Below are 24,766 nucleotides of genomic sequence, written 5' to 3' on the forward strand. Positions count from 1 at the left end.
GCGCCCGACCGGGCCCGGGGAGGCCCCTCAGAACGGGCTGCCGTACGGGTCGAAACGTGTCACGGCGAGGTCGAGGATCTCCTCGTGGCGGGGCCACTGGCTGTCGGGGGCCGCGACCAGCACCGCGTAGAGCCGGCCGTCCGAGGCGGTGAAGACCCGCTCCACGACCTGCCGCCGGCTGCCGGACTCCTCGCTGTCGTACGCGTACACCAGCTCGGCGGCCTCGCCCCCGGACGGGCCGGCGACGGGCCCGAGGCGGATCTCCGCGAAGCCGGGGTTGGCGCTGAGCCCCTCGGAGGCCGCGGTCACCGCTTCCAGCGCGGTCATGCCCGGCTCGGACACCCGGAAGACCTGGATCAGCTCGGCGCCGGCGAGCGGCTTGTAGAACACCGCGCCGTTCTTCTCCGAACGCTCGCCCCACTCCTCGGGCACGGTGATCCGGAAGCCCTCCGCGTCGTCCCGGACGAGGTACCCGGGCGGCGGGGCGTCCGGGGACTCGGTCCCCGGCGTTCCGGACGGGGTCCCGGTCCGGTCGCCGGCGCCCTCGGCGCCCGGGTCCGCCGGGCCCGGGTGCTCCTCGGCGGCGGCGCTCGCCGTCCTCCCCCGGGCGTCGTCCCGGCCCCCGTCGTCCCCGCCCGCCGACGCGGACCAGAGCCCCGCCGCCCCGGCGGCGAGCACCGCCGCGGCGATCCCGGCGGTCAGCGGGGTGATCCGGTCGCGCACCGACCGGGAGGCGGCAGCCGTCGCGTAGCCCCCGGTGAGGTTGTTGTACGGGCCCTGCGGTCCCGGCGGGACACAGGGCTCGGCCCCGGCGTACGGATCAGGGGCCGCCGCCCGGGGGTCCCCCGGCGGCACGGGCGGCACGGACGGCACGGGTGGCGGCGATGGGGCGACCACGGGGGCCGGGGGCGGCGACGGCGGCGGGCGGACGCCCGCCGGTTCGGCCTCCCAGCGCTGCTCCTCGTCGTTCCAGCGCACCCCGCCGCCCCCGGCCATCGCTCAGCCCCCCAGCAGGGCGGCGAGCGCCTCGGCCACCGCGACGCCGGACGCCAGGGCCCCGGTGAGGGCGCCGGCGGCGGTCAGGGTCTGCTGGAGGCGGGCCAGCCGGCCGGGCTCGGCGGCCCCCGCCGTCTCGATCTCGTCCACCACCGAGACCAGTTCCGCGTCGAGGATCTGCGTGGCCTCGGAAGGGGTGAACCGGGCGAGGTCGGCACGCAGTTCCCGTACGGCGCGCAACAGCTCGGCCTGGGACGCGTCGGCGGGCGCCGGGTGCTGGTGCTGGGTGACGGTGTTGTGGGAGCCGACGGCGAAGGCGCTGCCGGTCACCGAACCGATGTGCACGGTGCGCGGGAGCTGTTCTTCAGGGGTCTGACCGGTCATTTCTCTCCTGTTCCTCCTGTCGTCGGCGGGCGGCCCGGGGAGGAGGACGGGCCCCTCCCGGCGCCGGGGCCCGTGCCCTTGCCGGGGCCCGTGCCCTGGCCGGGAGCGCGGCCGGGTCCGGGGGGTTCCGACGGTCCGGAGCGCCGGATGTCGTTGTGGTCGCCGATACCGATCGCGCTGTCCTTCGCGGACCCGATGAACACGCCGCCCGCACCGATGTTGACGATCTTCTGCTCGAACTCGTCGGTCTCCCAGCCGGCTTCCCGCAGCGCCAGCCTGACTCCGCCGTTCACCCGGTCCTGGATGCTCTTCAGGTACCGGTTGACGTCCATGTCCTGGAAGAGCGAGGCCTCGTCGTCCGCTCCCAGCTCCCGGACGGAGAACGCGGGCCCCTCGGGCAGCGCCCCCGCGTTCCCCGCCGTCAGGAGCCTCCAGGAACTGACCGCGCCGCGCCCCAGGGTGAGGAGCGAGTCCACCAGCGAGACCGGGGTGTGGGAGACCGCCCAGACCGCCTTGCCGAACCAGGTGTTGTGGTGGTGCCGGTGGGCGATCCGGTCCGCCTCGCGGAACAGCGGGTGGACCGGCATCAGGACGTGCGGGGCCACTTCGAGCATCAGCATCCCGCCCTGGGTGTGGACCCGGACGAAGACGGTGACGACGACCTCCTCGTTCCAGCCGCCGACCCGGATGCGCAGGAAGTGCCGTCTGCTCTCGCCGCCCTCCTCGACGGCGCGGCCCCGGTGCTCCTCGAACGTCCGCGGGTCGTACGGGGCGTCCTCACGGCGGGTCATGCCGGTCGCGGGCAGGAAGACGCACTCGTCGACCACCAGTTCGCGCAGCCGGTCCCGGACGGCGGCCGCGCTCTCGGCGGAACCGTGGGGGGACGGCACCCGCAGGGCCTCCAGCAACGGCACGATCCGGCGCAGGATCCGGCTGTTGTCGAGGGGTTCGGCGGGCCCGTCCTCGCGCGGCCGGAGTTCGACCGCGAGGTTCCACGGCCGGTAGGGGGTTCCGGCGCCGCAGAACGGGTTCTGTTCGTCGTACATGACGAGCGGGGCGTGCTGTTCCAGCCGGATGCGCTCCCGGAGCCGCCGGAAGCGGGCGTCCGCCGTGTGCTCGGCGGGGTCCGCCGCGAGGTCGGAGAAGTTCTTCCGGGCCAGCTCCTCGGTCATCACGCGGGCGAACCGGCCGCGTCGGAGGCCGACCACGGTGACGAGCAGGACGAGGGCCAGGAGAGCCACCCAGGCGAACACGGTCAGCACGTCGAGGATGTCCGAACCCGAATCGGACCGGCCGGCGTAGTCGCCGGACCCGAAGGAGTCGGCGGCGGCCGGGTCGTACAGTCCGGGGTCCTCCTGCGGACCGTCGTCCGCGAACAGACCGGTGACGGCGGCCACGACGATCCCGGACACGCCGAGGAACAGCCACACCCGGCCGTTCCACCGCAGGAGGAAGGCCAGGACCCTGCGGTAGGGGGGCGGGTTCCGGGCGGTCCCGCGGACCCAGTGCGCCGCGGCGATCAGGACGCACGGCAGGAACAGCACGCCGAAGAAGCCCCCGGTGAAGGCGGTGGCCACCAGCCAGACGCCCAGGACGGCCGCCGCCCACCGGCGTTCGGCGCGGCGGGCGCGCAGGGCGTGGGCGAGGACGCGGGCGGCGTCGAACCCGAGCGACGGGGCGACGACCCGGTGCTCCTGGACGTACAGCTGGTCGATGACCGCGTTCCGGTAGCCGTCGTGCAGGTGGACCCCGGCGCACAGCAGCCGGCACGCCTCGCTCGTGGCGGGGTGCGCGGGCGGCTTCCCGAGCAGATCGTCCTGGGCCCGCGACGGCGGCGGCACGGCACTCCCGGTCACCGGCTCCTCTTTCCCTCTGGCGCTTCGCACCGGTCCGGGCCCGCCGCCGTGCGGAGGCGGGGAGGAGCGGGAGGCGAAGGTCGAAAGGTGCCAAATGTAGCGGGGCGGGGGCCGCGAGGTCAGGCGATTGTCGGCCAACTCCCGCCGGTCGCCGGGACGCGGAAACGCCCCCGGCGGCAGATGCCGCCGGGGGCGCTCGGTGTGCCGGGGGCGCGGGCGCCGCGGCGGTCACGGCCGCGCGGGCGCCTCGGTGGGTCAGATGAGGCCGAGCTCGCGGACCGCGTCGCGCTCCTCGGTGAGCTCCTTGACCGACGCGTCGATGCGCGCACGGGAGAACTCGTTGATGTCCAGGCCCTGGACGATCTCGTACGTCCCGTCCTTGGTGGTGACCGGGAAGGAGGAGATGATGCCCTCGGGGACGCCGTAGGAGCCGTCCGAGGGGATGCCCATCGAGGTCCAGTCGCCGGCGGCGGTGCCGTTGACCCAGGTGTGGACGTGGTCGATGGCGGCGTTGGCGGCGGAGGCGGCGGAGGACGCGCCACGGGCCTCGATGATCGCCGCGCCGCGCTTGGCGACGGTCGGGATGAAGGTGTCGGCCAGCCACGCCTCGTCGTCGACGACCTCGGCGGCGTTCTTGCCGGCGATCTCCGCGTGGAAGACGTCCGGGTACTGGGTGGCGGAGTGGTTGCCCCAGATCGTCAGCTTCTTGATGTCGGAGACGGCGGCGCCGGTCTTGGCGGCCAGCTGCGAGATCGCGCGGTTGTGGTCCAGGCGGGTCATGGCGGTGAACCGCTCGGCCGGTACGTCCGGGGCGGCGGCCTGCGCGATGAGCGCGTTGGTGTTGGCCGGGTTGCCGACGACGAGGACCTTGATGTCGTCCGCGGCGTGGTCGTTGATGGCCTTGCCCTGCGGCTTGAAGATGCCGCCGTTGGCGGCGAGCAGGTCACCGCGCTCCATGCCCTTGGTACGCGGGCGGGCGCCGACGAGGAGGGCGACGTTCGCACCGGCGAAGCCGACGTTCGGGTCGTCGGTGATCTCGATGCCCCGCAGCAGCGGGAAGGCGCAGTCGTCGAGCTCCATCGCGGTGCCCTCGGCGGCCTTGATGCCCTGCGGGATCTCCAGGAGGCGCAGGTTGACCGGCACGTCCGGGCCGAGCAGGTGGCCGGAGGCGATGCGGAAGAGCAGCGCGTAGCCGATCTGGCCGGCTGCGCCGGTCACGGTGACATTCACGGGAGTGCGGGTCATGGCGGTCTCCGTTTAGACAGCTGGCGGTGGGGGTCCCGGCCCCTGGTGCCGGACCCTGGTGCTGGACTCCCTCCGCGCCCCGACGAATCTTGACGTGAAGAGATATCCGGCGGCCAGGCTATCGGACCGGGGCGGGCCGGGCCGCCCGCCCCCCTGTGGCACCGCGCACAACCGGTCACGCACCGCACGCACCGCATGCCCAGCGCCCCTGCGCCCCCTCGCCCGCGCGGCGTCATGGGCCGCGTGCGCCGTCCGCCCGTACGCGCCCGCGCGCCCCGCCGGAGGGAAAGAGGCCGGGGCGCTCGCCCGGCCCCGGGTCTCACCCGACCGGGTCGGCGCAGCCCTTCGTGCCGGAGGTGAGCGTCGCGCACGCCTTCGCCTCGGACGGCTTCTTCACCGCGACCATCGGGGTGTACGCGTCCGTGTCCCCCATGACCTCGCCGTCCTGCGCGCCCTCCCCCGCGGTGATCCGCACGGTGTCGCCGATCGCCGCCTCGGTGAGCCGGGCCCAGGCGGCGGAGCACACCTCGCTGTAGCGGACCTCGAGCTTGCCGCCGCCGACCACGCCGGTGGCCACCGTACGGGCGAACTCGCCGCCGCAGCCCATCGCCTCCGGGTCCTGCCCGACGCACTCCGCGCCGCTGCACTCGACGCCCACGGGCAGTTCGGGGGCGGCCGTGCCGGGGGCCGTCGTCGGGGGCGGGGCGGCCTTGGCCGCGTCGTCGCCGCTCGGCGCGAGCAGTACCGCGCCGACCACGACGATCAGGGCGCCGACCGCCCCGACGGCGAGCATGGGGCCCTTGCGGCGACCGCCGGGGCGCGCGCCGCCCCTGCCCTTCCGGCTCATCCGGGGGTACGCGTCCGGCTGCGGCCGGCGGGTTTCCTGTCCGCCGCCGCGCTGCCGGGGCACGGAGGGCGGGCGCGTCGCGTCGTGGCCGCCGGAGGCGGCGGCACCGTGGGCGTCGGGTGCGGGGAAGCCGTGGGCGTCGGGCGCGGCGGCTCCGGGGCCGTCCGGCCGGGAGGCCCGGTCGCCGCCGTGGCCGACGGCGGAGGGCCGGCCGCCTTGGGCAGGGCCGGAAGCGGTCGTGCCGAGGTGGTCGAGCGCGGCGCGGGCCTGCGTGATGCGGATGGCCTCCATCGTCATGTCGTGCCGCATCTCGGCCCGGCTCCAGGCCCGCTCCGCCAGCTCCCACATGGTCATGAGGTGGTGCTGGGGGGTGTCCGTCACCTCCGCGAGGGCCACGACGGCCCCGCGCGGGGCGAGCAGCCGCCCGTTGAGGTACCGCTCCCAGGAGGTCTTGCTGTAGCCGGTGCGGTCGGCCACCGCGTTGATGTTCAGCCCGCTGCGGTCGACGAGCCGGCGCAGCTGCCCGGTGAACTCCCGGATCTGCGGATCGAGCTCTTCGGGCAGAGCCTTCCAACGAGGCATGGTCTTTTCCCTTTCCCCCTCATGTCCCCCGGACGTGCTTGCTGTACCCTGCCGCGGCCGGTCTCCGGCTCGCGCGCCCCCGGCCCGGCCGCCGCCCGGTCGTGCCGGACCGTCGGCGGGCCACCCACGAGGATGCGCCGAGCCAGGGAGTCAGTTCCTGACGAGGGGGCGCACGGGAGCATGAGCGGCGGGGAGCGTATCCCCACGCGCCTCGAACACCGCGCCGGCCGACTGCCCGGCCACCGCTCCGCCGCTCCGCGCCACTCCGTGCGCCGTGTCGGTGCGCCGTGCCAGTCTGCCATCGTTGCGCGACGATCACACCGTGCCGGAATGGTCACTTCCGTGCCACAGGCCACAGGGACCGCTTGTTCCGGACTTTCATGTCCATGACGCTGGAGTCGAGACGGACCGGGACAGTCCGTCTCGGCGCACACCGGGGCCTCCTCCCCGGTCGCCCCGTTTCCGCCGCGGTGCCCGTCCCTCCTCGGGGGTAGGGACGGGCACCGCGGTCGGCGTCCCGGGCCGGTACCGCTGGGCGGCCCCGGCGCGGCCTTTCGGGCCTGCCGTCACACTGCCGCCCGGCGGGCGACGACAGCAGTGGGACGAGAGGCCCTAGCGGATCGTGAAGCGGACCGCGTCCTCCAGGAACGGGACGTCCAGCCACGGGCCGGGCTGCGCGACCAGCGCGAGCAGCACGATCAACGTGCCCATCAGCCCGTACGTGACCAGGTCGGTGAAGCGGGAACGTACCGCCAGCATCCCGACCGAGGGCACCGCCCAGCGCAGCACGGCGCCGGTGATCAGCGCGCAGCCGATGAGGACGGCGCCGACGCGGAACGCCTCGGCGAACGGGTCCAGCGCCACGATCAGCAGGCCGAGGCCCGCCGCGCAGAGCACGGTGAGCAGCGGCCACTGCCGGGCCGGGGCGGGCGCGTCGCCGGGGGCGGCCCGGCCGCCCCCCTCGGGCCGGGCGGTGTCCCGGGTGAACCGGGGGAACCGCCGCGACCCGCGGGGCCGGCGGCCGGCGCCCGCGGCCTGTCCGGCGGACTCGTCCGCGGCCCCCTCGGCCCCGTCAGTCCGTCCGGGCGCGGCGGCGGTCGCCCCGGCGCCGTCCCGCTCGCCCGGATCGTCTGCCGCCCGGCCCGCCGGGGCGGGGTCGGCCGGACTCGTACCAGCACCCATGGGAGCCCCCTCCGGATCCGGCCGTCAGCCCGCGGCGGTGGCGTCGGCGGCCCCGGCGGCGGCACGCTCGGCCGCCTCGACCACGTTGACCAGCAGCTGGGCGCGGGTCATCGGGCCGACGCCGCCGGGGTTCGGGGCGACCCAGGCGGCCACCTCGCGGACCCCCGGGTGCACGTCCCCGACGATCTTGCCGTTCTCGTCCCGGCTGACGCCGACGTCGAGCACGGCCGCGCCCGGCTTCACGTCCTCCGGCTTGATCAGGTGCTGGACCCCGGCGGCGGCGACGATGATGTCGGCCTGCCGCAGGTGGGCGGAGAGGTCCCGGGTGCCGGTGTGGCACTGGGTCACCGTGGCGTTCTCCGTCTTGCGGGTCAGCAGCAGCGGGATCGAGCGGCCGATGGTGACACCGCGACCGACGACGACGACGTGCGCCCCGGCGATCTCCACGCCGTGCGCGCGCAGCAGCTGGACGACGCCCTGCGGGGTGCAGGGCAGCGGGCCGGTCTCGTTGAGGACGAGGCGGCCGAGGTTCATCGGGTGCAGCCCGTCGGCGTCCTTGGCCGGGTCCATCAGCTCCAGGACGCGGTTGGTGTCGATGCCCTTGGGCAGCGGCAGTTGGACGATGTAGCCGGTGCACTCCGGGTTGGCGTTCAGCTCCCGGACGACGTCCTCGATCTCCTCCTGGGTGGCGGTGCCGGGGAGTTCGCGCTGGATGGAGCCGATGCCGACCTCGGCGCAGTCGCGGTGCTTGCCGTTGACGTACCACCGGCTGCCCGGGTCGTCCCCGACGAGCAGGGTTCCGAGGCCGGGAGTGATCCCCTGGGCCTTCAGGGCCGCCACACGGACGGTCAGATCGGATTTGATCGCGGCAGCGGTGGCCTTGCCATCGAGAATCTGGGCAGTCATGGGCCCATCCTCGCGGATGACCCCGCCCGCATACCAATTGCCGGCGCCGCCCCCGTACCGGACATTGCACTTGCACAACGTCCGGGGCCCCGGACTGGACAAACCCGCGGTCCGCTTATAACGATGAAGGCCGCGGTTGTACGGGGGGCGGGCCGCTGATCGATGTCCTTCCTCCGTGTGGCCATCTCGTCCCCACACGTCTGTTGAAGGAACACCCTTTATGAGCTTCGGCGACCCGAACAACCCGTACGGGCAGCAGCCCGGCCAGCCGCCCCAGGGCCCGCCGCAGGGACAGCCCGGTTACGGCTATCCGCAGCAGGCTCCGCAGGGTGTCCCGCCGCAGGGCTACGGCTACCCGCAGCAGCAGCCCGGCTACCCCCAGCAGCCGTACGGCGGCGGCTACCCGCAGCAGCCCGGTTACGGCGGCGGCATGCCCGAACTGGCCCACTGGGGCCTGCGCTTCGGCGGGCTGATCGTCGACGGGCTCGTCATGATGGTGCCGTACGTCCTGGTTCTCATCGGCGGCGGGGTCGGCGACTCGTTCGGCGCGATCCTCGGGGTCGTCGGCTTCCTCGGCCTGGTGGCCGTGGCCATCTGGCAGCTCTACCAGGAGGGAGCCACCGGCCAGACGATCGGCAAGAAGGCGGTGGGCATCCGCCTGCTGCGCGAGGCCGACGGCCGTCCGCTGGGCTTCGGCATGGCCTTCGTGCGCCGCCTGGCCCACTTCCTGGACAGCCTCGCCTGCTACCTCGGCTGGCTGTGGCCGCTGTGGGACCAGAAGAAGCAGACGTTCGCGGACAAGGTCTGCTCGTCGGTGGTCGTCAAGGCCGGCTGACGCTCCGCGACACCGCACACGTACGAGGGCCGCACCCGTTCGCCGGGCGCGGCCCTCGGCGCGTGAGGGGCCGGGCCGTGCTCAGCCCTCGCGGACGCCCGGGATCTCCGCCGGCTCCGGCGTCGTCCGCTCCATCACCACGAAGCTGCCGCCCCGGTGCTTGAGCCGGTAGCGCGCCTCGGGGTGCAGCTGCTCGGCGTACGCCACCGGGTCCTGGATCGGGCGGGACCAGCCGAAGTCCAGGTTGACGGCGACGATGTCGGGCGCGGTGCCGGGGGCTCCGCCGACCCAGTAGACGGTGCGGTCGGAGGTGAGGTGGGCCATCAGCGTGATGTCCGTCTCGACCCGGGCCCCGGCCGGGATGGCGTCGAGCGCCGCCCGCGCCGCCCAGCTGCGGACGTCGTCGGTGCGGTAGGTCTCAGGGCGCAGCAGGTCGCGCAGCGGCAGGTGCTGGGTCATCGCGACGGCGATCGCGGTCGCGACGGGGACGGCGACCTTCGCGTACGAGGCGAGCCAGGGGCGGTGCGAGCCGCGGCTGCGGCGGACGCCGTCGGCCAGTGCGAGGAAGAGCACCGGCATGAGGATGGCGCTGTAGTGCCAGACCATGCCCCAGTGGTTGCTGTCCTGGGAGAGCAGCCGCCAGCCGAGGGTGGGGACGATCAGCAGGGTCAGCGGTGAGCGCAGCGCCATGAACGCGGTGATGCCGAGCAGGAAGACGAGCATCTCGATCTTGACGGAGGAGTCGAGGACGCCGAGGACGGAGTCCAGCATCGAGACGTCCTGCTCGCCGTTCTTGTCGATCTTCTGCCAATAGTCGTACCGTCCGGCGCTGCTGGCCGCCGGGATCAGGACCGTGAGCGTGACGACGAAGGCGGCGACCCCGAACGCGGCGAGCAGCGCGCCCTGGAGGCGGCGGCCGTGCACGAAGAGCAGGAAGCCGGCGACGGCGACGGTCGCGCCCAGGTCTTCCTTGACCAGGACCAGGGGGAGCGACCAGAGCAGGGCAGCCGTGTACCGCTCCAGGAGCAGCGCCCGGCAGACGAGGGCGAGCAGCGGGACGGCGAAGGCGATCTCGTGGAAGTCCGCCTTGACCGCTTCCTGGATGCCCCAGGAGAGCCCGTACGCGACGGTGACGCAGAGGCCGGAGCGACCGCCCAGGAGCTGCTGGGCGGTGCGGCCGACGACGGCGGCGCCGAGGGCGAAGAGCACCGCCTGGGCGAAGAGGAGCGACGCGGCGGACGGCCAGATCCAGTACAGCGGGGCCAGCAGGGCCACGATCGGGGAGAAGTGGTCGCCGAGGATCAGGTAGCCGGGGCCCTTGATGTCGACGACCGGGGCGTCGAACCCGGCGTACGCCCGGACCTCCTGCTCGAAGATGCCGAGGTCCCAGGAGGGCGAGCCGAAGCGGGCCCACTGGAAGTACGCGTAGAGGAAGTAGAGCGTGCAGAGGACCGCGGCGGCGAGGAGGTACGGGCGCCACGGGACGTGGCCGGGGGCGGCCTCCGGCGTGCTCGGCGGGTCGCCCGCCGGGCGGCCGTCCGGGCCCGGCCCCTGGGCGGGCAGGCGGCCCGGCTCCGACCGGTCCGTTCCACTCTTGTTCAGCTCAAGCACGGTGACTGCCCCTGCTAGGGATTGCTACGGCCGTGTCATTAGAACAGAGCGGGGGCTGATGCCGTACGGCGACGACGACGGCCGCACCCCGGGGAGAGGGGTGCGGCCGCCGGGCGGCGCCGGAGCGGTCAGTGGAAGAAGTGGCGGGTGCCCGTGAAGTACATGGTCACGCCGGCCTTCCGCGCGGCCTCGATCACCAGCTCGTCGCGGACGGAGCCGCCGGGCTGGACGACGGCCTCGACGCCGGCGGCCGTCAGGATCTCCAGACCGTCCGGGAACGGGAAGAACGCGTCGGAGGCGGCGTACGAACCGGCGGCCCGCTCCGCGCCCGCACGCTCGACGGCGAGCTTCGCGGAGTCGACCCGGTTGACCTGGCCCATGCCGACGCCGACCGAGGCGCCGTCCTTGGCGAGGAGGATCGCGTTGGACTTGACCGCGCGGCACGCCTTCCAGGCGAAGGCCAGCTCGCGCAGCTGGTCCTCGGACAGCGCGTCGCCGGTGGCGAGCGTCCAGTTCGCCGGGTCGTCGCCCTCGGCCTGGAGGCGGTCGGCGGCCTGGAGCAGCGCGCCGCCGTCGATCGGCTTGACCTCGAACGCGGCGGCCGGGGCCTCGGGGGCGCGCAGGACGCGGATGTTCTTCTTGCGGGCCAGCACCTCGACCGCGCCGTCCTCGTAGGCCGGGGCGACGATGACCTCGGTGAAGATCTCCGCGACCTGCTCGGCCAGCTCGACGGTCACCGGGCGGTTGACGGCGATGACGCCGCCGAACGCGGACAGCGGGTCGCAGGCGTGGGCCTTGCGGTGGGCCTCCGCCACGTCGGCGCCGATCGCGATGCCGCACGGGTTGGCGTGCTTGATGATCGCGACGCACGGCTCGGCGTGGTCGTGGGCGGCGCGGCGGGCGGCGTCGGTGTCCGTGTAGTTGTTGTAGGACATCTCCTTGCCGTGCAGCTGCTCGGCCTCCGCGAGACCGCCCTCGCCGGAGGTGTACAGAGCGGCGGGCTGGTGCGGGTTCTCGCCGTAGCGCAGGACGTTCTTGCGGGTGAAGGTGTCGCCCAGGAACTCCGGGAGGCCCGAGTCGTCGGCCGCCGCGTAGTCGTCGGCGAACCAGGAGGCGACGGCCACGTCGTAGGCGGCGGTGTGCTGGAACGCCTCGGCTGCGAGCCGCTTGCGGGCGGTCAGGTCGAAGCCGCCCGCCCGGACGGCCGCGAGGACGTCCGCGTACCGCTCGGGGCTGGTGACCACGGCGACGGAGGGGTGGTTCTTGGCGGCGGCGCGGACCATCGAGGGGCCGCCGATGTCGATCTGCTCGACGCACTCGTCGTCGGAGGCGCCCGAGGCGACGGTCGCCCTGAACGGGTAGAGGTTCACCACGACCAGGTCGAAGGGCTCGACGCCCAGTTCGGCCAGCTGCTCGCGGTGGGCGTCCAGCCGCAGGTCGGCGAGGATGCCGGCGTGGACGCGGGGGTGCAGCGTCTTGACCCGGCCGTCCAGGCACTCGGGGAAGCCGGTCAGCTCCTCGACCTTGGTGACCGGGACTCCCGCGGCGGCGATCCTCCCGGCGGTGGAGCCGGTGGAGACGAGTTCGACGCCCGCCTCGTGCAGTCCGCGGGCGAGGTCGTCGAGCCCCGTCTTGTCGTAGACACTGACCAGGGCGCGGCGGATGGGCTTATTCACCGACATGACCGAGATGAACCTTTCGTCCCTCAATGCGATGGCCGTCACGGGCGATCCGCCCCACGGCCTCGACGAGCAGCGTGCGCTCGACTTCCTTGATGCGTTCGTGGAGGGCGGCTTCGCCCTCCGGGGTGTCCTCCTCGGTCACCTCGACCACGCCCTGCGCGATGATCGGACCGGTGTCGACGCCGTCGTCGACGAAGTGGACGGTGCAGCCCGTGACCTTGACGCCGTAGGCGAGCGCGTCGCGCACCCCGTGGGCGCCGGGGAAGCTGGGCAGCAGGGCGGGGTGGGTGTTGACGGTCCGGCCGCCGAAGGCGGCGAGGAACGCCGGCCCCACGATCTTCATGAAGCCCGCGGAGACGACGAGGTCCGGCCGGTGCTCGGCGACCAGCGCGGTGAGCGCCTCGTCCCACGCGGCGCGCGTCGCGTGGTCCTTGACCTTGCACACGAACGTGGGGATCCCGGCCCGTTCGGCGCGCTCCACGCCACCGGTCCCCTCCCGGTCCGCGCCGACCGCGACGATCCGCGCCCCGTACGCCGGGTCGGCGCCGATGGCGTCGAGGAGCGCCTGGAGGTTCGTACCGGAGCCGGAGACCAGCACGACCAGCCGGGCAGGGGGGGCGGAGGGGGGCGGGGAGGCCACGTCGGGGCCCTTTCTCACGTGATGACCGCGCGATGACGCAGGGTGCGGGGGTACGGGGACGCTCTTTGTAGGGTCGTACGAGAGAATCGCTTCGCCCGATACGGGGAACCCTACGAACGGGCCGACCGTCAGCAACGATACCGGCACACCCGACGGCCCCCACGGGACGGGGGCGTGACCGGGAGGTAGCGTCAGGGGACAGCGAACCGTCCGCCGGGCGGACGAACCGCCCCTCGGGCGGGCGAACCGTCCCGCGGGCGCACATGACGAGATGGGGAAGACGTTCACCACATGCCGGACCGACGCCGTCGCACCGCCTTTCGCCTTCCCCGGCCCGAGCGGCCCACTCCGCTGACGCGGGAGCGCTCGTCCTCCTCGCCGGACTCGTCCTCCGCCGCGGGTTCGTCCGGCTCGCCCTCCGCCGGGGGGCCGCGGGATCCGCGGGAGGACAACCCGTTCGCGCCGCCGCCCGCGGACCGGCCCGACCAGCCGTGGCGGCCCCGCCGCCCCTACGCGGCCTCCGGGTCGGGCGGCACGGGCGGGAACGAGGGCTCCGAGGGGAGCGGGAGCGGTGCCGAGGGGTCCGGCGGGAACGGCTCCGGTTCCTCGGCCGACCGCCCGGCGTGGGGCAGCCAGTGGAGCGACCGGCAGCCCGGCCGGGAGGGCGGCGGCTTCGGCGGGCGTCCGGGCGGGAACGGCTCCGGAGGTCCGGGCGGCAAGGGCGGGAACGACCGCGGCGGGCCGGGCGGCCTGCGCTGGGATCCCAAGGACCCCGTGCAGCGGCGCGCCCGCTACGCGGTGCTCGGCGGCATGTGGGCCTTCTTCTTCGCGCTCTTCGACTTCCCCGAGATCGCCCTGCTGCTCGGCGCGCTCGCGACGTACTGGGCGATCAGCGCCCTCCGCGCCCCGCTCGGGAAAGCCTCCGGGGCGGACGGCGCCGGGACGGCCGGTTCCGCGGCCGGGGACGGCACGGGTGCGGCGGACGGCGCCGGGGCCGCCCCGGCCGGGCAGCCGGCCGTACCGCGGAGCATCGCCGGCCGGCAGCAGACCACGGCGGCGGTCAGCGGCCTGGTCACCGCTCTGCTGGCGCTCCTCATCGTCGCGACGACGTTCACCGTGCAGCTCGTCTACCGCGACTACTACACCTGCGTGAACGACGCCCTGACCAAGTCCGGGGCGGTGGCCTGCAACGACCGGCTGCCGAAGCCGCTGGAGCCCTTCTTCGGCGTCAAGGAGTAGCCGCCGGGCCGCCGTCCGCCTCCCCGGCGGTACGGGCGGCCGCCCCGGCGGAACGGTCGGCGGCACTGTCCGCGGGCCGGGCCTCGGGGCGGTCGGCGGGCCGGGCCGCAGCCGGAACAGCGGGGAAGTCGGCCATCAGCCCGCCGGACCCCTGCCGCAGAGAGGCCCACCGGGCTTCCCTGGAGTCCTTCTCGTGCCACGGGTCGGTCGGCAGGAAGTCGTACGGCTCGAAGCCCGCCCCGCCCTGCCCCGCCGCCGGCCCGGGCCGTCCGCCGGAACCCTCTTCGGGGGCCGTTCCGGGGGCCGGAACGGAGGAAGCCGCCGGTGCGCCGGGCCGGGTCCGGCCCGGATCGCCCTTCTCCGCGCTCCGCCCGCGCCACGGCGTCCACCGGCGGCGCGCCCTTCCGGCACCCTCCGCTCCGCCTTCCCTCGCGTTCGCGAACGCGCCCGCGTCCCGCCGGTACGTCGCCCCGGCCCCGGCCTCGGTCCCGGCCGCCGGAGGAATCTGCGCCTCGGTCACGTCCCTGCGCCAGGCCCAGCCCGGTGTGCGCAGCCGCCACAGCCGCAGCAGCAGGGCCGCCGGTACGCCGATGACGGCCGTCCAGACGAGGGCCGCCGGCCCGGTCAGCCACCACACCGGGCCGAAAACGCTCAGCTCCCCCGTGCCGAGCGGCCCCCCGGCCGGCGCCGTGAGCAGCGCCGTTCCCAGGCCGCAGCCGAACGCGGCGAGCAGGGTCACCCGCGCCGTCTCGCCCGGTCCCCAGGTCCGCGCGCGGGGCGCGTCCACCGGCGCGGCCCTGCGTACGGTGAACCAGGCGACCGCCAGCGCGGCCGCCACCGGAACCGCTCCGGCCGCCCAGTTCGGCCAGGACCCCGGCCCCGGGTCCGGCAGGGCCGCCAGGAGGGGGAAACGGGGGACGGCCGGGGCGCCGTCGAGTCCCAGCGAGGTCGCGGTGGCTTCCGTGCCGAGCGCGAACCCGGGCCCCAGCCCGTACGCCGCTCCCCACACCGCGGCGTTCGGCACGAGCGCGGCGGCCAGCAGGAGTACGGCGAACCGCCCCGACCAGTCGCCCGCCAGGCCGAGGAACGCGTCCTGGGCCGCCGCCGCGTTCCGCCCGAGCGCCACGGCGACCAGCAGCGCCCCGCCCCCGAGCAGCATCGCCACGCCCACCGCCGCCGACCGGCACGCCGCCTCCGCCCGGTCCCGGAACAGCTCCCTGGCGGCGGCCTCCTGGAAGGCCAGGGGCGACCAGGACGGCAGGGGCCCGAGCGGCCGTCCGGCCGCCGTCCACACCCCGGCCGCCGCCGCACCGGCCACCACCAGCGCCACCGGGAACAACAGCGTGTCCGGGTCCGGGCGCAACGCACCCCCGCGCGCGTAGGCCGCCGCACCCGCCACGACCAGCAGGTACCCGGCGGTCACCGCGCAGAACGCGCCCGCCCGCGAGGCGCCGGGGCGCCCCTCCCCCGGCTCCGCCGCGTCGCGCGCCGCGCGGTGCGTCAGCCAGACCGGGCCCACCATGAGCAGCAGCGGCACCACGCCCACGGGGGCCGGGACGCCGCTCGGGGTGTCGGGCCGCACGAGTCCGGCGCCGTGCGCGAGCAGCCAGACCCCGGCCGTCGCGCGCAACGCTCCGTCCGGTCCGCTGTCGGGGTGCGGGGAGCTGATCCAGACCACGGTGACCAGGACCGCCAGTGCGCCGAGGCCGAGCCCGGCGGCGACGGCGCCCCGCACCACGGCGGAGGAGAGGGCCAGGGCGCGGTTCCGATCGGTCGTCACCTGGGGGCCGCGCTGCGTCAGTCGGGTCACGCGGCCCATGCTGCCAACGACACGCGCTTTCTCCGTGTAACGCGCGAACAGCCGCTGTGTCGCTCAATATACGTTTATGTACTTTTTCTCCGTGTGCGATGGGGCCGGGGGTCGTCCATGACCCGGAGTACGACCGCCGGGGCCGCGGCAGAGCCGCTGCCCTCGCCCAAGGAGCGCCGCAGACTGCGCGAGGCGAAAGCGCTGAGCGAGGAGCAGGTGGCGGAAGCGGTAGGGGTCACACGCGCCACGGTGCGCTCCTGGGAGACCGGCCGCACGAGCCCGCGCGGACGCAAGCGCGCGCTGTACGCCAGGATCATCGCCCCGGAGCCGCCGGAGACCGGGGCGGAGGCAGCGGTACAGGCAGTGGTGGCGCCGGAGGCCGGGGCGGTGGCCGCGAAGCCGGAGGCGGAGCCCGTGGCCGGGGAAGCGAAGCCGGAGGCGGTGGCCGGGGAAGCGACGCCCCGCCCGGAGCCGGAGCAGGGCCTGTCCGCGCCGCGTCCCGCGCAAGCCGGGACGACGGGGGTGGAAGCAGCCGAGGCGGAAGAGGCGACGGGGGCGGAGGCGGGAGCGGAGGAGGCGGGAGCGGAGGAGGGGACGGGCGCCGTCCCGGAGCACCCCGGGGAGCGGGGTTTCACGCCCGCCGACGCGTTCGACGCGCTGTACGCCCGGACCGCCCCCGACCTGGTCCGGCAGACCTACCTGCTGACCGGCCGCCGCGCCCTGGCCCGCGAGTCCGTGGAGCGCGCCTTCCAACTGGCCTGGCACCGCTGGCCCGAGGTGGCCGTCGACCGTGACCCGGCCGGCTGGGTGCGGGCCGCCGCGTACGAGTACGCGATGTCCCCGTGGCACCGGATGCGCCGCAGACACCGGCACCCCGACGCGCCGCCCGCGGAACCGGGCAAGCGGGCGCTGTTCCGCGCGCTGCTCGACCTGCCCCCGGCCTACCGGCGCACGCTGCTCCTGTACGAGGGGGTCGGCCTGGACCTCCCGGAGACCGCTGCCGAGACGGAGGCCAGCACCCCGGCGGCGGCGGGCCGGCTGATGACCGCCCACGCCGCCCTCACCGAACGGCTTCCCGAACTGGCGGAGGCCGGTTCGCCCACCGAGCGGTCGGCCCTGCTGCACGACCGGCTCGACGGCCTCGCCCGCGCCGAGCACGTCCCCCTGCCGCCGCCGGCCGGCGCCGTGCGCGCGGGGGGCGAGAACCGGGCCAGACGGTGGACCAGGACCGCCGTCGCGGGTGTCGCGCTGCTCATGCTCCTGACCGGTCTCACCCTGCACACCGCGCCCACCCACTACGAGCCGCCGATCTCCCCCGCCGAACGCGTCGGGGGCGTACCGCCGCGCGGCGGTCCGCAGAAGCTCACCGCCCAGGACCTGAAGCTCCAGAAGACGCTGCGCGAGCAGGTGGCGCACGGGCCGGAGAGGCTGGTCCCGGCGCCTCGCTGAGGCGGGCGGCCCGGGGCGTACGCGAACGGCGCGGGCCCGCACCCCAGGTGGAAAGGGGTGCGGGCCCGCGCCGTTCGAGCGTGCCCGGGAACCGGGCTCAGCCTCAGGCGCCGAGGATCTCGCGCGCCAGCTTGGCGGTCTCGGTCGGCGTCTTGCCGACCTTGACGCCGGCGGCCTCCAGGGCCTCCTTCTTCGCCTGGGCGGTGCCCGAGGAGCCGGAGACGATGGCGCCGGCGTGGCCCATGGTCTTGCCCTCCGGGGCGGTGAAGCCCGCGACGTAGCCGACGACCGGCTTGGTGACGTTCGCCTTGATGAAGTCGGCGGCACGCTCCTCGGCGTCGCCGCCGATCTCGCCGATCATCACGATGAGGTCGGTCTCCGGGTCCGCCTCGAACGCCGCGAGGGCGTCGATGTGCGTGGTGCCGATGACCGGGTCGCCACCGATGCCGACGGCGGAGGAGAAGCCGATGTCACGGAGCTCGTACATCATCTGGTAGGTCAGCGTGCCGGACTTGGACACGAGGCCGATGCGGCCGGGCTTGGTGATGTCGCCCGGGATGATGCCGGCGTTGGACTGGCCCGGGGTGATGAGACCGGGGCAGTTCGGGCCGATGATCCGCGTCTTGTTGCCCTTCTCCTTCGCGTACGCCCAGAAGGCGGCGGAGTCGTGGACGGCGATGCCCTCGGTGATGACGACAGCGAGCGGGATCTCGGCGTCGATCGCCTCGACGACGGCGGCCTTGGAGAAGGCCGGCGGGACGAAGAGCACGGACACGTTCGCGCCGGTCTTCTCCATCGCCTCCTTGACGGAGCCGAAGACCGGTACCTCGGTGCCGTCGAAGTCGACGGACGTACCGGCCTTGCGCGGGTTCACGCCACCGACGATGTTGGTGCCGTCGCCCAGCATGAGCTTGGTGTGCTTCATGCCCGTGGCGCCGGTCATCCCCTGGACGATGACCTTGCTGTCCTTGGTGAGGAAGATAGCCATGGTGTTGGAGTCCCTCGTCCCTTACTTCGCAGCCGCGGCGAGCTCGGCGGCCTTGTCGGCCGCGCCGTCCATGGTGTCCACGCGCTGCACGAGCGGGTGGTTGGCGTCGGAGAGGATCTTGCGACCCAGCTCCGCGTTGTTGCCGTCGAGACGCACGACCAGCGGCTTCTCGACCTTCTCGCCCTTGGACTCCAGGAGCGCGAGCGCCTGCACGATGCCGTTGGCGACCTCGTCACAGGCGGTGATGCCGCCGAAGACGTTGACGAAGACGGACTTGACGTCCGGGTCGCCGAGGATGATCTCCAGGCCGTTCGCCATGACCTCGGCGGAGGCGCCGCCGCCGATGTCGAGGAAGTTGGCGGGCTTCACGCCGCCGTGGTTCTCACCGGCGTACGCGACGACGTCCAGGGTCGACATGACCAGGCCGGCGCCGTTGCCGATGATGCCGACCTCGCCGTCGAGCTTGACGTAGTTGAGGTTCTTGGCCTTGGCGGCAGCCTCGAGCGGGTCGGCTGCGTCCTTGTCCTCGAGGGCCTCGTGGTCCGGCTGGCGGAAGTCGGCGTTCTCGTCGAGCGAGACCTTGCCGTCCAGGGCCAGGATGCGGCCGTCCTTGGTCTTCACCAGCGGGTTGACCTCGACGAGGAGGGCGTCCTCGGCGACGAAGGTCTCCCACAGGGTCACCAGGGCCTCGGCCACGCCCTCGGCCACGTCGGCCGGGAACTTCGCCTGGGCCACGATCTCGCGGGCCTTGGCGATGTCCACGCCGGAGTTGGAGTCGACCGGGACCTTCGCGAGGGCCTCGGGGGTCTTCTCCGCGACCTCCTCGATGTCCATGCCGCCCTGCACCGAGGCCATGGCCAGGAAGGTGCGGTTGGTGCGGTCGAGGAGGTACGAGACGTAGTACTCCGCCTCGATCTCCGGGGACAGCTCGGCGATCATCACCTTGTGGACCGTGTGGCCCTTGATGTCCATGCCGAGGATGTCGGTCGCCCGGGCGACCGCCTCGTCGGGGTCGGCGGCCAGCTTGACGCCGCCGGCCTTGCCCCGGCCCCCGACCTTCACCTGTGCCTTGACGACAGACTTGCCGCCCAGCTTCTCGGTCGCCTCGCGGGCTGCCTCAGGCGTGTCGATGACTTCACCGGCCAGCACCGGTACACCGTGCTTGGCGAAGAGGTCCCTCGCCTGGTACTCGAACAGGTCCACGCGCGTCCGTCCCTTTTAGTGGTATCGCGGTTCGTTCTTCTGCGTGGGCGTGCCGCGAAGGGCATCGTGACTGCTCTGTCACCAGGAAGGCGCACACGGTGTCCGAGTACGCGGCATGTCCATCCGGCAGGTTATCCCCGCGCCCCGTGTGACCCTAAATCGCAGATCCCACCTGAGCGGTGATAACGGTCACAGAGGGTGCCGGACGGACGCCCGGTGACGGGCGGAAACCGATCGGCTCCCCGCCCGGCCGCGCGGAGGCGTCGGACGCCTCTCAGGGCGGGGGTTCCTTGTCCGGCACGGGCAGGGGCCGCTTCTCGATCGCGGCGGCCATGACGTCCGGGAAGAGGTCCGGCGTACAGGCGAAGGCGGGCGCGCCGAGTGCGCCGAGCGCCGCCGCGTGCTCGTGGTCGTAGGCGGGCGCGCCCTCGTCGGAGAGGGCCAGCAGCGTCACGAACTGCACGCCGGACGCCTTCATCGCGGCGACCCGTTTCAGCATCTCGCCGCGGATGCCTCCCTCGTGGAGATCGCTGATGAGGACGACGACGGTGTCGGCCGGCCGGGTGATCCTGGACTGGCAGTAGGCGAGCGCCCGGTTGATGTCGGTGCCGCCGCCGAGCCGGGCGCCGAACAGGACGTCGACCGGGTCGTCGAGCTGGTCCGTGAGGTCGACGACCGCCGTGTCGAAGACGACGAGCCGGGTGGAGAGGGTGCGCAGGGAGGCGAGCACCGCGCCGAAGACCGAGGCGTACACGACCGACGCGGCCATCGAGCCGGACTGGTCCACGCACAGGACGACGTCCTTCCTGACGGACCGGGCGGCGCGGCCGTGGCCGACGAGGCGTTCCGGTACGACCGTGCCCCTCGCCGGCGCCCCGTCCCGCCCCGGGAGCGTCAGGTAGTTCTTGAGGTTGGCCCGGACGGTGCGGTCCCAGTCGATGTCGCGGTGGCTCGGCCGGCTGGTCCGCGCCGAGCGGTCGAGGGCCCCGGACAGGGTGGCCCGGGTGCGGCTCTCCCACCGCTTCTCCAGGTCCTCGACGACCTTGCGGACGACGGCGCGGGCGGTCTCCCTGGTCGTGTCGGGCATCGCCTTGTGGAGGGAGAGCAGGGTGCCGACGAGGTGGACGTCCGGCTCGACCGCCTCCAGCATCTCCGGCTCCAGGAGCAGGGCCGCCAGGCCGAGCCGGTCGATCGCGTCGCGCTGCATCACCTGGACGACGGAGGCGGGGAAGTACGTCCGGATGTCGCCGAGCCAGCGGGCGACGGAGGGCGCCGAAGCGCCGAGGCCCGCCGAACGGCCGCCGGAGCCCCGGTCGCCCGGCTTCTTGCCCGCGCCCCCGCCGTACAGCGCGTTCAACGCGCCGTCCATCGCCGCGTCCCGGCCGGTGAGGGTGTGCCCCGTGCTCTCGTCGGCGTCCGCGCCGAGCACCATCCGCCAGCGCCGCAGCCGCTCCGCGTCGGGCGCGGGCGGGGCCTGGGCGGTGGTCGTCGGCCGGGTCGCGGTCGTCGGCCCATCCATGGTCTCCCCCGTCGGGTCGGTCGGGCCCGGGTGCGCCCGGGTGGTCGTCGTCATCCGGCCGCCTCCACGGGCTCGGGCGGGCGGCCGAGCAGCAGACGCAGCACCGGTTCCACCGCGTCGGCCCGGGCCCGGTCGAGACCGGGGCCGTAGCCGCCGGTCGGGCGGCCCGCCTCACCCCGCCGGGCGCCCTCGGGGAGGGGCCCGCGCCGGACCAGCTCGCCCAGGGTGCGCCGTACGCCCGGTTCGTACGCGGAGAACGTGCGGCGCAGCAGCGGCAGCACGTCGGTGAACCGGTCGGCGGGGACCGCGGCCAGCCAGGCGTCGACGAGGGCGAGCAGCCGCTCGTCGTGGACCAGCAGCATGCCGCCGCCGGACGCCCCGCCGACGAACCCCTCGATCCAGGCGGCGGCGTCGGCGGGCGGGGCGCCGGGCGAGAGGGCCAGGCCCATCAGCCGGGCCGCCTCGTCCTCCGCCAGCCGCCCCTCGTCCAGGAGCAGCCGGGCGGCCCGGCCCCGGACGAGCCCGGCGACCGTGTCCCGGGCCGCCAGCTTGTGCAGGACGGCGTCCCAGCGCTCCCGCAGTCCCGCGGCGGGGTCCGCGCCGGCCCCGAGCAGCCCGATCGCTCCGTGCACGGCCTCCACCTGGCGGCGCAGCGTCTCGGCCCCGTCCGCGTCGAGGCCGGTGCAGGCGGGCGGCAGGCCGACGCAGACCCGCTCGGCGAGTCCGGCGGCGACCTCCGCGAGCGCCGCCGTGTCCGTGGAGCGCACGTCCCCGTACCGCAGGGAGCGGGCGAGGGCGGGCAGCGCGTCCGCGAGGTGGCCGACGTCGGCGTCGAGTGCGGCCCGGTCGGCGAGGGCCCTCATCACCCCGGGCAGCGCGTCCGGCAGATCGGCCAGGAGGCAGTGCTCGGCGAGGGCGGTGACGTCGGCCAGGGTGGCCGCCGCCACCGCCCGGGACTCGGCCTTCGCGGTGGCGGCGGTGAGGACGGTGGTGCCCCACACCCCCGCCTCCGCGACCCGGACGGAGAGTTCCGGCTCCCAGCTCAGCCGCCAGCTCTCCCGGAAGGTGCCGGTGCCGCTCCGGCCCGCGACCGGCTCGCCCCAGTCGACGCCGAGGAGGCGCAGCCGGTGCAGGAGGCGGCTGCGGGCGGCGTCGGTGTCCTTGCGCAGGTCGAGGTCGAGCTCGCGTTCCGCCGCCTCCGGCTTGAGTCTCAGGGTGCGCCGGATGCGGGTCAGGTCCCGTTGCAGCGGGACGGCCGGGGCGGAGTCCGGCACCTCGCCGAGGGCCTCGCCGACGATCAGCCGGTCCTGGACGAGGGCGAGGGGGACGTCGGACCCCTCGCACATGACGGCCCGCACGGCGTCGGTCGTCTCTCCCAGGCCGGCCACCGGCCGCCCGCGGAGGGCGGCCAGGGTCTCCGCGAGCCGGACCGCCTCGATGACGTGGGCGGTGGAGACGGACCGGTCCTCCTCGCGCAGCAGCCCGGCGACCTTGGTCATCCAGCGCTCGACGGGCCGGTCGGGGGCGGCGAACAGGTGCCCGTACCAGCCGGGGGCGTCGATCCCGGCCCCGTAACCGCTGTGCCGGGCGAGGCGGCGGTGGGTCCACGGCACCCAGGTCAGCTCCGTCCTGACCTTCGGCAGCCCCTTCAGCAGGGCGCGGTCGGCGGCGAGGGTGGTCCGCGCGGCGAGGGCGGGCACGTGCCAGGCGCCGCAGACGACGGCGACGGCGTCCCCGAACTCCTTGCGGGCGGTGCGCAGTTGGATCCGCATGTACGCCTCGCGCACCGCGTCCCGGGGCTGCCCGCCGTCGCCGTAGGCCTCGCGGAGGGCGCTCATGGCCTCCGCCAGCGCGGCGAACGGGGCGAGCGCGCCGCCCCCGCCTTCCGTCTCCCCGTCGCGACCGGCGCCGGAGCCGGCCGCCGGGGACCGGTGTTCGACGACGTCCTCCCACCAGCGTTCGGGGTCGTCGTATCCGGCGGTCTCGGCGAGCACCCGGATCGGGTCCACGACCGGCGTGGCCTCGTCGTCCTCGGGCCGCTCCCCCGGCGGCCGGACCTCCTCGGCTCCGGGCGCGGGGGCCTTGAGCGCGAGGGTGTTCGCGGCGGGCAGGTCGATGAACCGGACCGGGACGCCGTGGTCGAGGGCCCAGCCGATGGCCGCCCACTCGGGTGAGAACGCGGCCATCGGCCAGAAGGAGGCCAGACCCGGGTCGTCCACGGCGTGCGCCAGGAGGGCGACCGGCGGGCGCATCGCCGGATCGGCGGCCAGGGGCAGCAGCGCGTCGCCCTCGGGCGGCCCCTCGACGAGGACGGCGGCCGGCCGGGCCGCGGCGAGGGCGGCGAGGACCGCACGGGCCGAGCCGGGGCCGTGGTGCCGCACGCCCAGGAGCCACGGTCCGGTGGGCGCGCCGGGCTCCGGGCGGGGCGCGCCGGTCGCCGCGGTGGCCGTGGCCGTACCGGCGGGGACGGCGGGCGCCGGGGGGCCCGGCCCGTCCGCCGCGGACACGGCGGACGCGGCAGAGGCAGCAGAGGCGGCAGAGGCAGCAGAGGCCGCCGTGCCGGCGGGGAGGGTCATGCGGACACCTCGCGGCAGGCGCGGTAGAAGTCCTTCCAGCCGTCCCGCTCGCGGACCACGGTCTCCAGGTACTCCTGCCAGACCACCCGGTCCGCCGCGGGATCCCGGACGACCGCGCCGAGGATGCCGGCCGCGACGTCGCCGGGGCGCAGCACTCCGTCCCCGAAGTGGGCGGCGAGCGCGAGGCCGTTGGTGACGACGGAGATCGCCTCGGCGGTGGAGAGCGTGCCGGAGGGGGACTTGAGCTTGGTGCGCCCGTCGGTGCTCACCCCGTCGCGCAGCTCGCGGAAGACCGTCACCACACGGCGGATCTCGGCCAGGCCCTCCGGCGCGGCCGGGAGGTCGAGCGCACGGCCGATCTGGTCGACGCGCCGGGACACGATGTCGACCTCCTCGTCCGGGGTCGCGGGCAGCGGCAGCACGACGGTGTTGAACCGGCGGCGCAGCGCGCTGGACAGCTCGTTGACGCCCCGGTCCCGGTCGTTGGCCGTGGCGATGAGGTTGAACCCCCGGACGGCCTGCACCTCCTGGCCCAGCTCGGGAACGGGGAGCGTCTTCTCGGACAGGATCGTGATGAGCGCGTCCTGCACGTCGGCGGGGATCCGGGTCAGCTCCTCGACCCGGGCCGTCATGCCCTCGGACATGGCCCGCATCAGGGGGCTGGGCACCAGGGCGTCGCGGCTGGGGCCGTGGGCGAGGAGCTGTGCGTAGTTCCACCCGTAGCGGACGGCTTCCTCCGGTGTCCCGGCGGTCCCCTGCACGAGCAGCGTCGAGTCGCCGCTGACGGCGGCGGCCAGGTGCTCGGACACCCAGGTCTTGGCCGTGCCGGGGACGCCGAGCAGGAGCAGCGCGCGGTCGGTGGCGAGAGTGGTCACGGCCACCTCGATCAGGCGGCGCGGGCCCACGTACTTGGGGGTGATCACCGTCCCGTCCGGCAGGACCCCGCCCCGCAGGTAGGTGGCGACGGCCCAGGGCGACATCCGCCAACGGGCGGGCCTGGGGCGGTCGTCGGCCGCCGCGAGCGCCGCGAGCTCGTCGGCGAACGCGTCCTCGGCGTGCGGGCGCAGCGCCTCCGCCCCGGCGGCGGCTCCGGTGGCCGGGGCGCTCGGCGTGGTCGGGGTGGCCGGGGCGCTCGGTGTGGTCGAGGCGCTCGGCGTGGCCGGAGTGGTTGCGGACACGGTCATGGATCCCCCTCCAGATCGGTCGATCCGATGTG

At 74.8% G+C, this 24,766-nt stretch carries 19 protein-coding genes; 3 read left to right on the forward strand and 16 right to left on the reverse strand.

The window, feature by feature from the left end:
- Positions 1 to 27 precede the first annotated feature (27 nt).
- The 7 genes from AMK24_RS03115 to AMK24_RS03145 form a co-directional block, all read right to left on the reverse strand.
- Complete coding sequence (locus tag AMK24_RS03115; RefSeq protein ID WP_073764714.1) at positions 28 to 996, reverse strand: serine/arginine repetitive matrix protein 2; 969 nt, start codon at positions 994 to 996, stop codon at positions 28 to 30.
- A gap of 3 nt (positions 997 to 999) precedes the next feature.
- Positions 1,000 to 1,380, reverse strand: a complete 381-nt coding sequence (locus AMK24_RS03120; RefSeq protein ID WP_073764716.1) for a hypothetical protein — start codon at positions 1,378 to 1,380, stop codon at positions 1,000 to 1,002.
- Positions 1,377 to 3,236 (reverse strand): hypothetical protein, encoded by a 1,860-nt coding sequence (locus AMK24_RS03125; protein ID WP_073764718.1) that lies wholly within the window; start codon positions 3,234 to 3,236, stop codon positions 1,377 to 1,379. Before AMK24_RS03125 ends, AMK24_RS03120 begins: the two co-directional genes overlap by 4 nt.
- A gap of 255 nt (positions 3,237 to 3,491) precedes the next feature.
- Entirely contained in the window at positions 3,492 to 4,481 is a 990-nt protein-coding gene (locus AMK24_RS03130) for a malate dehydrogenase (RefSeq protein ID WP_073764720.1), read from the reverse strand.
- A 319-nt stretch (positions 4,482 to 4,800) separates the two neighbouring features.
- Positions 4,801 to 5,910 carry a helix-turn-helix domain-containing protein gene (locus AMK24_RS03135; protein ID WP_073764722.1) on the reverse strand — a complete coding sequence of 370 codons (1,110 nt, stop codon included), beginning with the start codon at positions 5,908 to 5,910 and terminating at the stop codon, positions 4,801 to 4,803.
- Positions 5,911 to 6,522: 612 nt separating this feature from the next.
- A complete protein-coding gene (locus AMK24_RS03140; RefSeq protein ID WP_073764724.1) occupies positions 6,523 to 7,092 on the reverse strand; it encodes a DUF3017 domain-containing protein in 570 nt (189 codons plus the stop codon).
- 24 nt (positions 7,093 to 7,116) lie between these two features.
- Entirely contained in the window at positions 7,117 to 7,998 is an 882-nt protein-coding gene (locus AMK24_RS03145; RefSeq protein ID WP_073764726.1) for a bifunctional methylenetetrahydrofolate dehydrogenase/methenyltetrahydrofolate cyclohydrolase, read from the reverse strand.
- Between the two features lie 220 nt (positions 7,999 to 8,218).
- Here AMK24_RS03145 and AMK24_RS03150 point away from each other — a divergent pair, with 220 nt between their 5' ends.
- On the forward strand, positions 8,219 to 8,833 hold the full coding sequence (locus AMK24_RS03150; RefSeq protein ID WP_073764728.1) for an RDD family protein: 615 nt from the start codon (positions 8,219 to 8,221) through the stop codon (positions 8,831 to 8,833).
- A gap of 81 nt (positions 8,834 to 8,914) precedes the next feature.
- On the opposite strand, the gene AMK24_RS03155 is transcribed toward AMK24_RS03150, so the two are convergent.
- The 3 genes from AMK24_RS03155 to purN form a co-directional block, all read right to left on the reverse strand.
- Positions 8,915 to 10,444 carry a DUF2079 domain-containing protein gene (locus AMK24_RS03155; RefSeq protein ID WP_073764730.1) on the reverse strand — a complete coding sequence of 510 codons (1,530 nt, stop codon included), beginning with the start codon at positions 10,442 to 10,444 and terminating at the stop codon, positions 8,915 to 8,917.
- 128 nt (positions 10,445 to 10,572) lie between these two features.
- Positions 10,573 to 12,126 (reverse strand): bifunctional phosphoribosylaminoimidazolecarboxamide formyltransferase/IMP cyclohydrolase, encoded by a 1,554-nt coding sequence (purH, locus tag AMK24_RS03160; RefSeq protein WP_073764732.1) that lies wholly within the window; start codon positions 12,124 to 12,126, stop codon positions 10,573 to 10,575.
- A complete protein-coding gene (purN, locus tag AMK24_RS03165; RefSeq protein ID WP_073764734.1) occupies positions 12,113 to 12,766 on the reverse strand; it encodes a phosphoribosylglycinamide formyltransferase in 654 nt (217 codons plus the stop codon). Before purN ends, purH begins: the two co-directional genes overlap by 14 nt.
- 291 nt (positions 12,767 to 13,057) lie before the next feature.
- Between purN and AMK24_RS03170 the strand changes: the two genes are divergently transcribed.
- The gene (locus AMK24_RS03170; protein ID WP_107427335.1) at positions 13,058 to 14,005 is read left to right on the forward strand and encodes a hypothetical protein; all 948 of its coding nucleotides are present in this window, start codon (positions 13,058 to 13,060) and stop codon (positions 14,003 to 14,005) included.
- On the opposite strand, the gene AMK24_RS03175 is transcribed toward AMK24_RS03170, so the two are convergent.
- Positions 13,995 to 15,824, reverse strand: a complete 1,830-nt coding sequence (locus AMK24_RS03175) for a cell division protein PerM (RefSeq protein ID WP_073764736.1) — start codon at positions 15,822 to 15,824, stop codon at positions 13,995 to 13,997. The two genes, AMK24_RS03170 and AMK24_RS03175, sit on opposite strands and share 11 nt — an antisense overlap.
- Before the next feature lie 108 nt (positions 15,825 to 15,932).
- Between AMK24_RS03175 and AMK24_RS03180 the strand changes: the two genes are divergently transcribed.
- On the forward strand, positions 15,933 to 17,264 hold the full coding sequence (locus AMK24_RS03180; protein ID WP_073764738.1) for a helix-turn-helix domain-containing protein: 1,332 nt from the start codon (positions 15,933 to 15,935) through the stop codon (positions 17,262 to 17,264).
- 103 nt (positions 17,265 to 17,367) lie between these two features.
- Here the strand turns inward: AMK24_RS03180 and sucD are convergent, their stop codons facing one another.
- The 5 genes from sucD to AMK24_RS03205 form a co-directional block, all read right to left on the reverse strand.
- Positions 17,368 to 18,252 (reverse strand): succinate--CoA ligase subunit alpha, encoded by an 885-nt coding sequence (gene sucD / locus AMK24_RS03185; protein WP_073764740.1) that lies wholly within the window; start codon positions 18,250 to 18,252, stop codon positions 17,368 to 17,370.
- A gap of 21 nt (positions 18,253 to 18,273) precedes the next feature.
- The gene (sucC, locus tag AMK24_RS03190; protein WP_073764742.1) at positions 18,274 to 19,455 is read right to left on the reverse strand and encodes an ADP-forming succinate--CoA ligase subunit beta; all 1,182 of its coding nucleotides are present in this window, start codon (positions 19,453 to 19,455) and stop codon (positions 18,274 to 18,276) included.
- Between the two features lie 274 nt (positions 19,456 to 19,729).
- Entirely contained in the window at positions 19,730 to 21,028 is a 1,299-nt protein-coding gene (locus AMK24_RS03195; protein ID WP_073764744.1) for a VWA domain-containing protein, read from the reverse strand.
- On the reverse strand, positions 21,025 to 23,550 hold the full coding sequence (locus tag AMK24_RS03200) for a DUF5682 family protein (RefSeq protein WP_242434895.1): 2,526 nt from the start codon (positions 23,548 to 23,550) through the stop codon (positions 21,025 to 21,027). Before AMK24_RS03200 ends, AMK24_RS03195 begins: the two co-directional genes overlap by 4 nt.
- On the reverse strand, positions 23,547 to 24,734 hold the full coding sequence (locus tag AMK24_RS03205; RefSeq protein WP_242434896.1) for an ATP-binding protein: 1,188 nt from the start codon (positions 24,732 to 24,734) through the stop codon (positions 23,547 to 23,549). Before AMK24_RS03205 ends, AMK24_RS03200 begins: the two co-directional genes overlap by 4 nt.
- Between the last annotated feature and the right edge of the window lie 32 nt (positions 24,735 to 24,766).

This window comes from Streptomyces sp. CB02366, from assembly GCF_001905905.1.
Classification (GTDB): domain Bacteria; phylum Actinomycetota; class Actinomycetes; order Streptomycetales; family Streptomycetaceae; genus Streptomyces.

What these genes read in the sequence shown, in the direction of transcription:
- AMK24_RS03115 (WP_073764714.1), bottom strand. Translation starts at nt 996, where the DNA reads ATGGCCGGGGGCGGCGGGGTGCGCTGGAACGACGAGGAGCAGCGCTGG.
- AMK24_RS03120 (WP_073764716.1), bottom strand. Translation starts at nt 1,380, where the DNA reads ATGACCGGTCAGACCCCTGAAGAACAGCTCCCGCGCACCGTGCACATC.
- AMK24_RS03130 (WP_073764720.1), bottom strand. Translation starts at nt 4,481, where the DNA reads ATGACCCGCACTCCCGTGAATGTCACCGTGACCGGCGCAGCCGGCCAG.
- AMK24_RS03135 (WP_073764722.1), bottom strand. Translation starts at nt 5,910, where the DNA reads ATGCCTCGTTGGAAGGCTCTGCCCGAAGAGCTCGATCCGCAGATCCGG.
- AMK24_RS03140 (WP_073764724.1), bottom strand. Translation starts at nt 7,092, where the DNA reads ATGGGTGCTGGTACGAGTCCGGCCGACCCCGCCCCGGCGGGCCGGGCG.
- AMK24_RS03145 (WP_073764726.1), bottom strand. Translation starts at nt 7,998, where the DNA reads ATGACTGCCCAGATTCTCGATGGCAAGGCCACCGCTGCCGCGATCAAA.
- AMK24_RS03150 (WP_073764728.1), top strand. Translation starts at nt 8,219, where the DNA reads ATGAGCTTCGGCGACCCGAACAACCCGTACGGGCAGCAGCCCGGCCAG.
- purH (WP_073764732.1), bottom strand. Translation starts at nt 12,126, where the DNA reads ATGTCGGTGAATAAGCCCATCCGCCGCGCCCTGGTCAGTGTCTACGAC.
- AMK24_RS03170 (WP_107427335.1), top strand. Translation starts at nt 13,058, where the DNA reads ATGCCGGACCGACGCCGTCGCACCGCCTTTCGCCTTCCCCGGCCCGAG.
- AMK24_RS03175 (WP_073764736.1), bottom strand. Translation starts at nt 15,824, where the DNA reads ATGGGCCGCGTGACCCGACTGACGCAGCGCGGCCCCCAGGTGACGACC.
- AMK24_RS03180 (WP_073764738.1), top strand. Translation starts at nt 15,933, where the DNA reads ATGACCCGGAGTACGACCGCCGGGGCCGCGGCAGAGCCGCTGCCCTCG.
- sucD (WP_073764740.1), bottom strand. Translation starts at nt 18,252, where the DNA reads ATGGCTATCTTCCTCACCAAGGACAGCAAGGTCATCGTCCAGGGGATG.
- AMK24_RS03195 (WP_073764744.1), bottom strand. Translation starts at nt 21,028, where the DNA reads ATGACGACGACCACCCGGGCGCACCCGGGCCCGACCGACCCGACGGGG.
- AMK24_RS03200 (WP_242434895.1), bottom strand. Translation starts at nt 23,550, where the DNA reads ATGACCCTCCCCGCCGGCACGGCGGCCTCTGCTGCCTCTGCCGCCTCT.
- AMK24_RS03205 (WP_242434896.1), bottom strand. Translation starts at nt 24,734, where the DNA reads ATGACCGTGTCCGCAACCACTCCGGCCACGCCGAGCGCCTCGACCACA.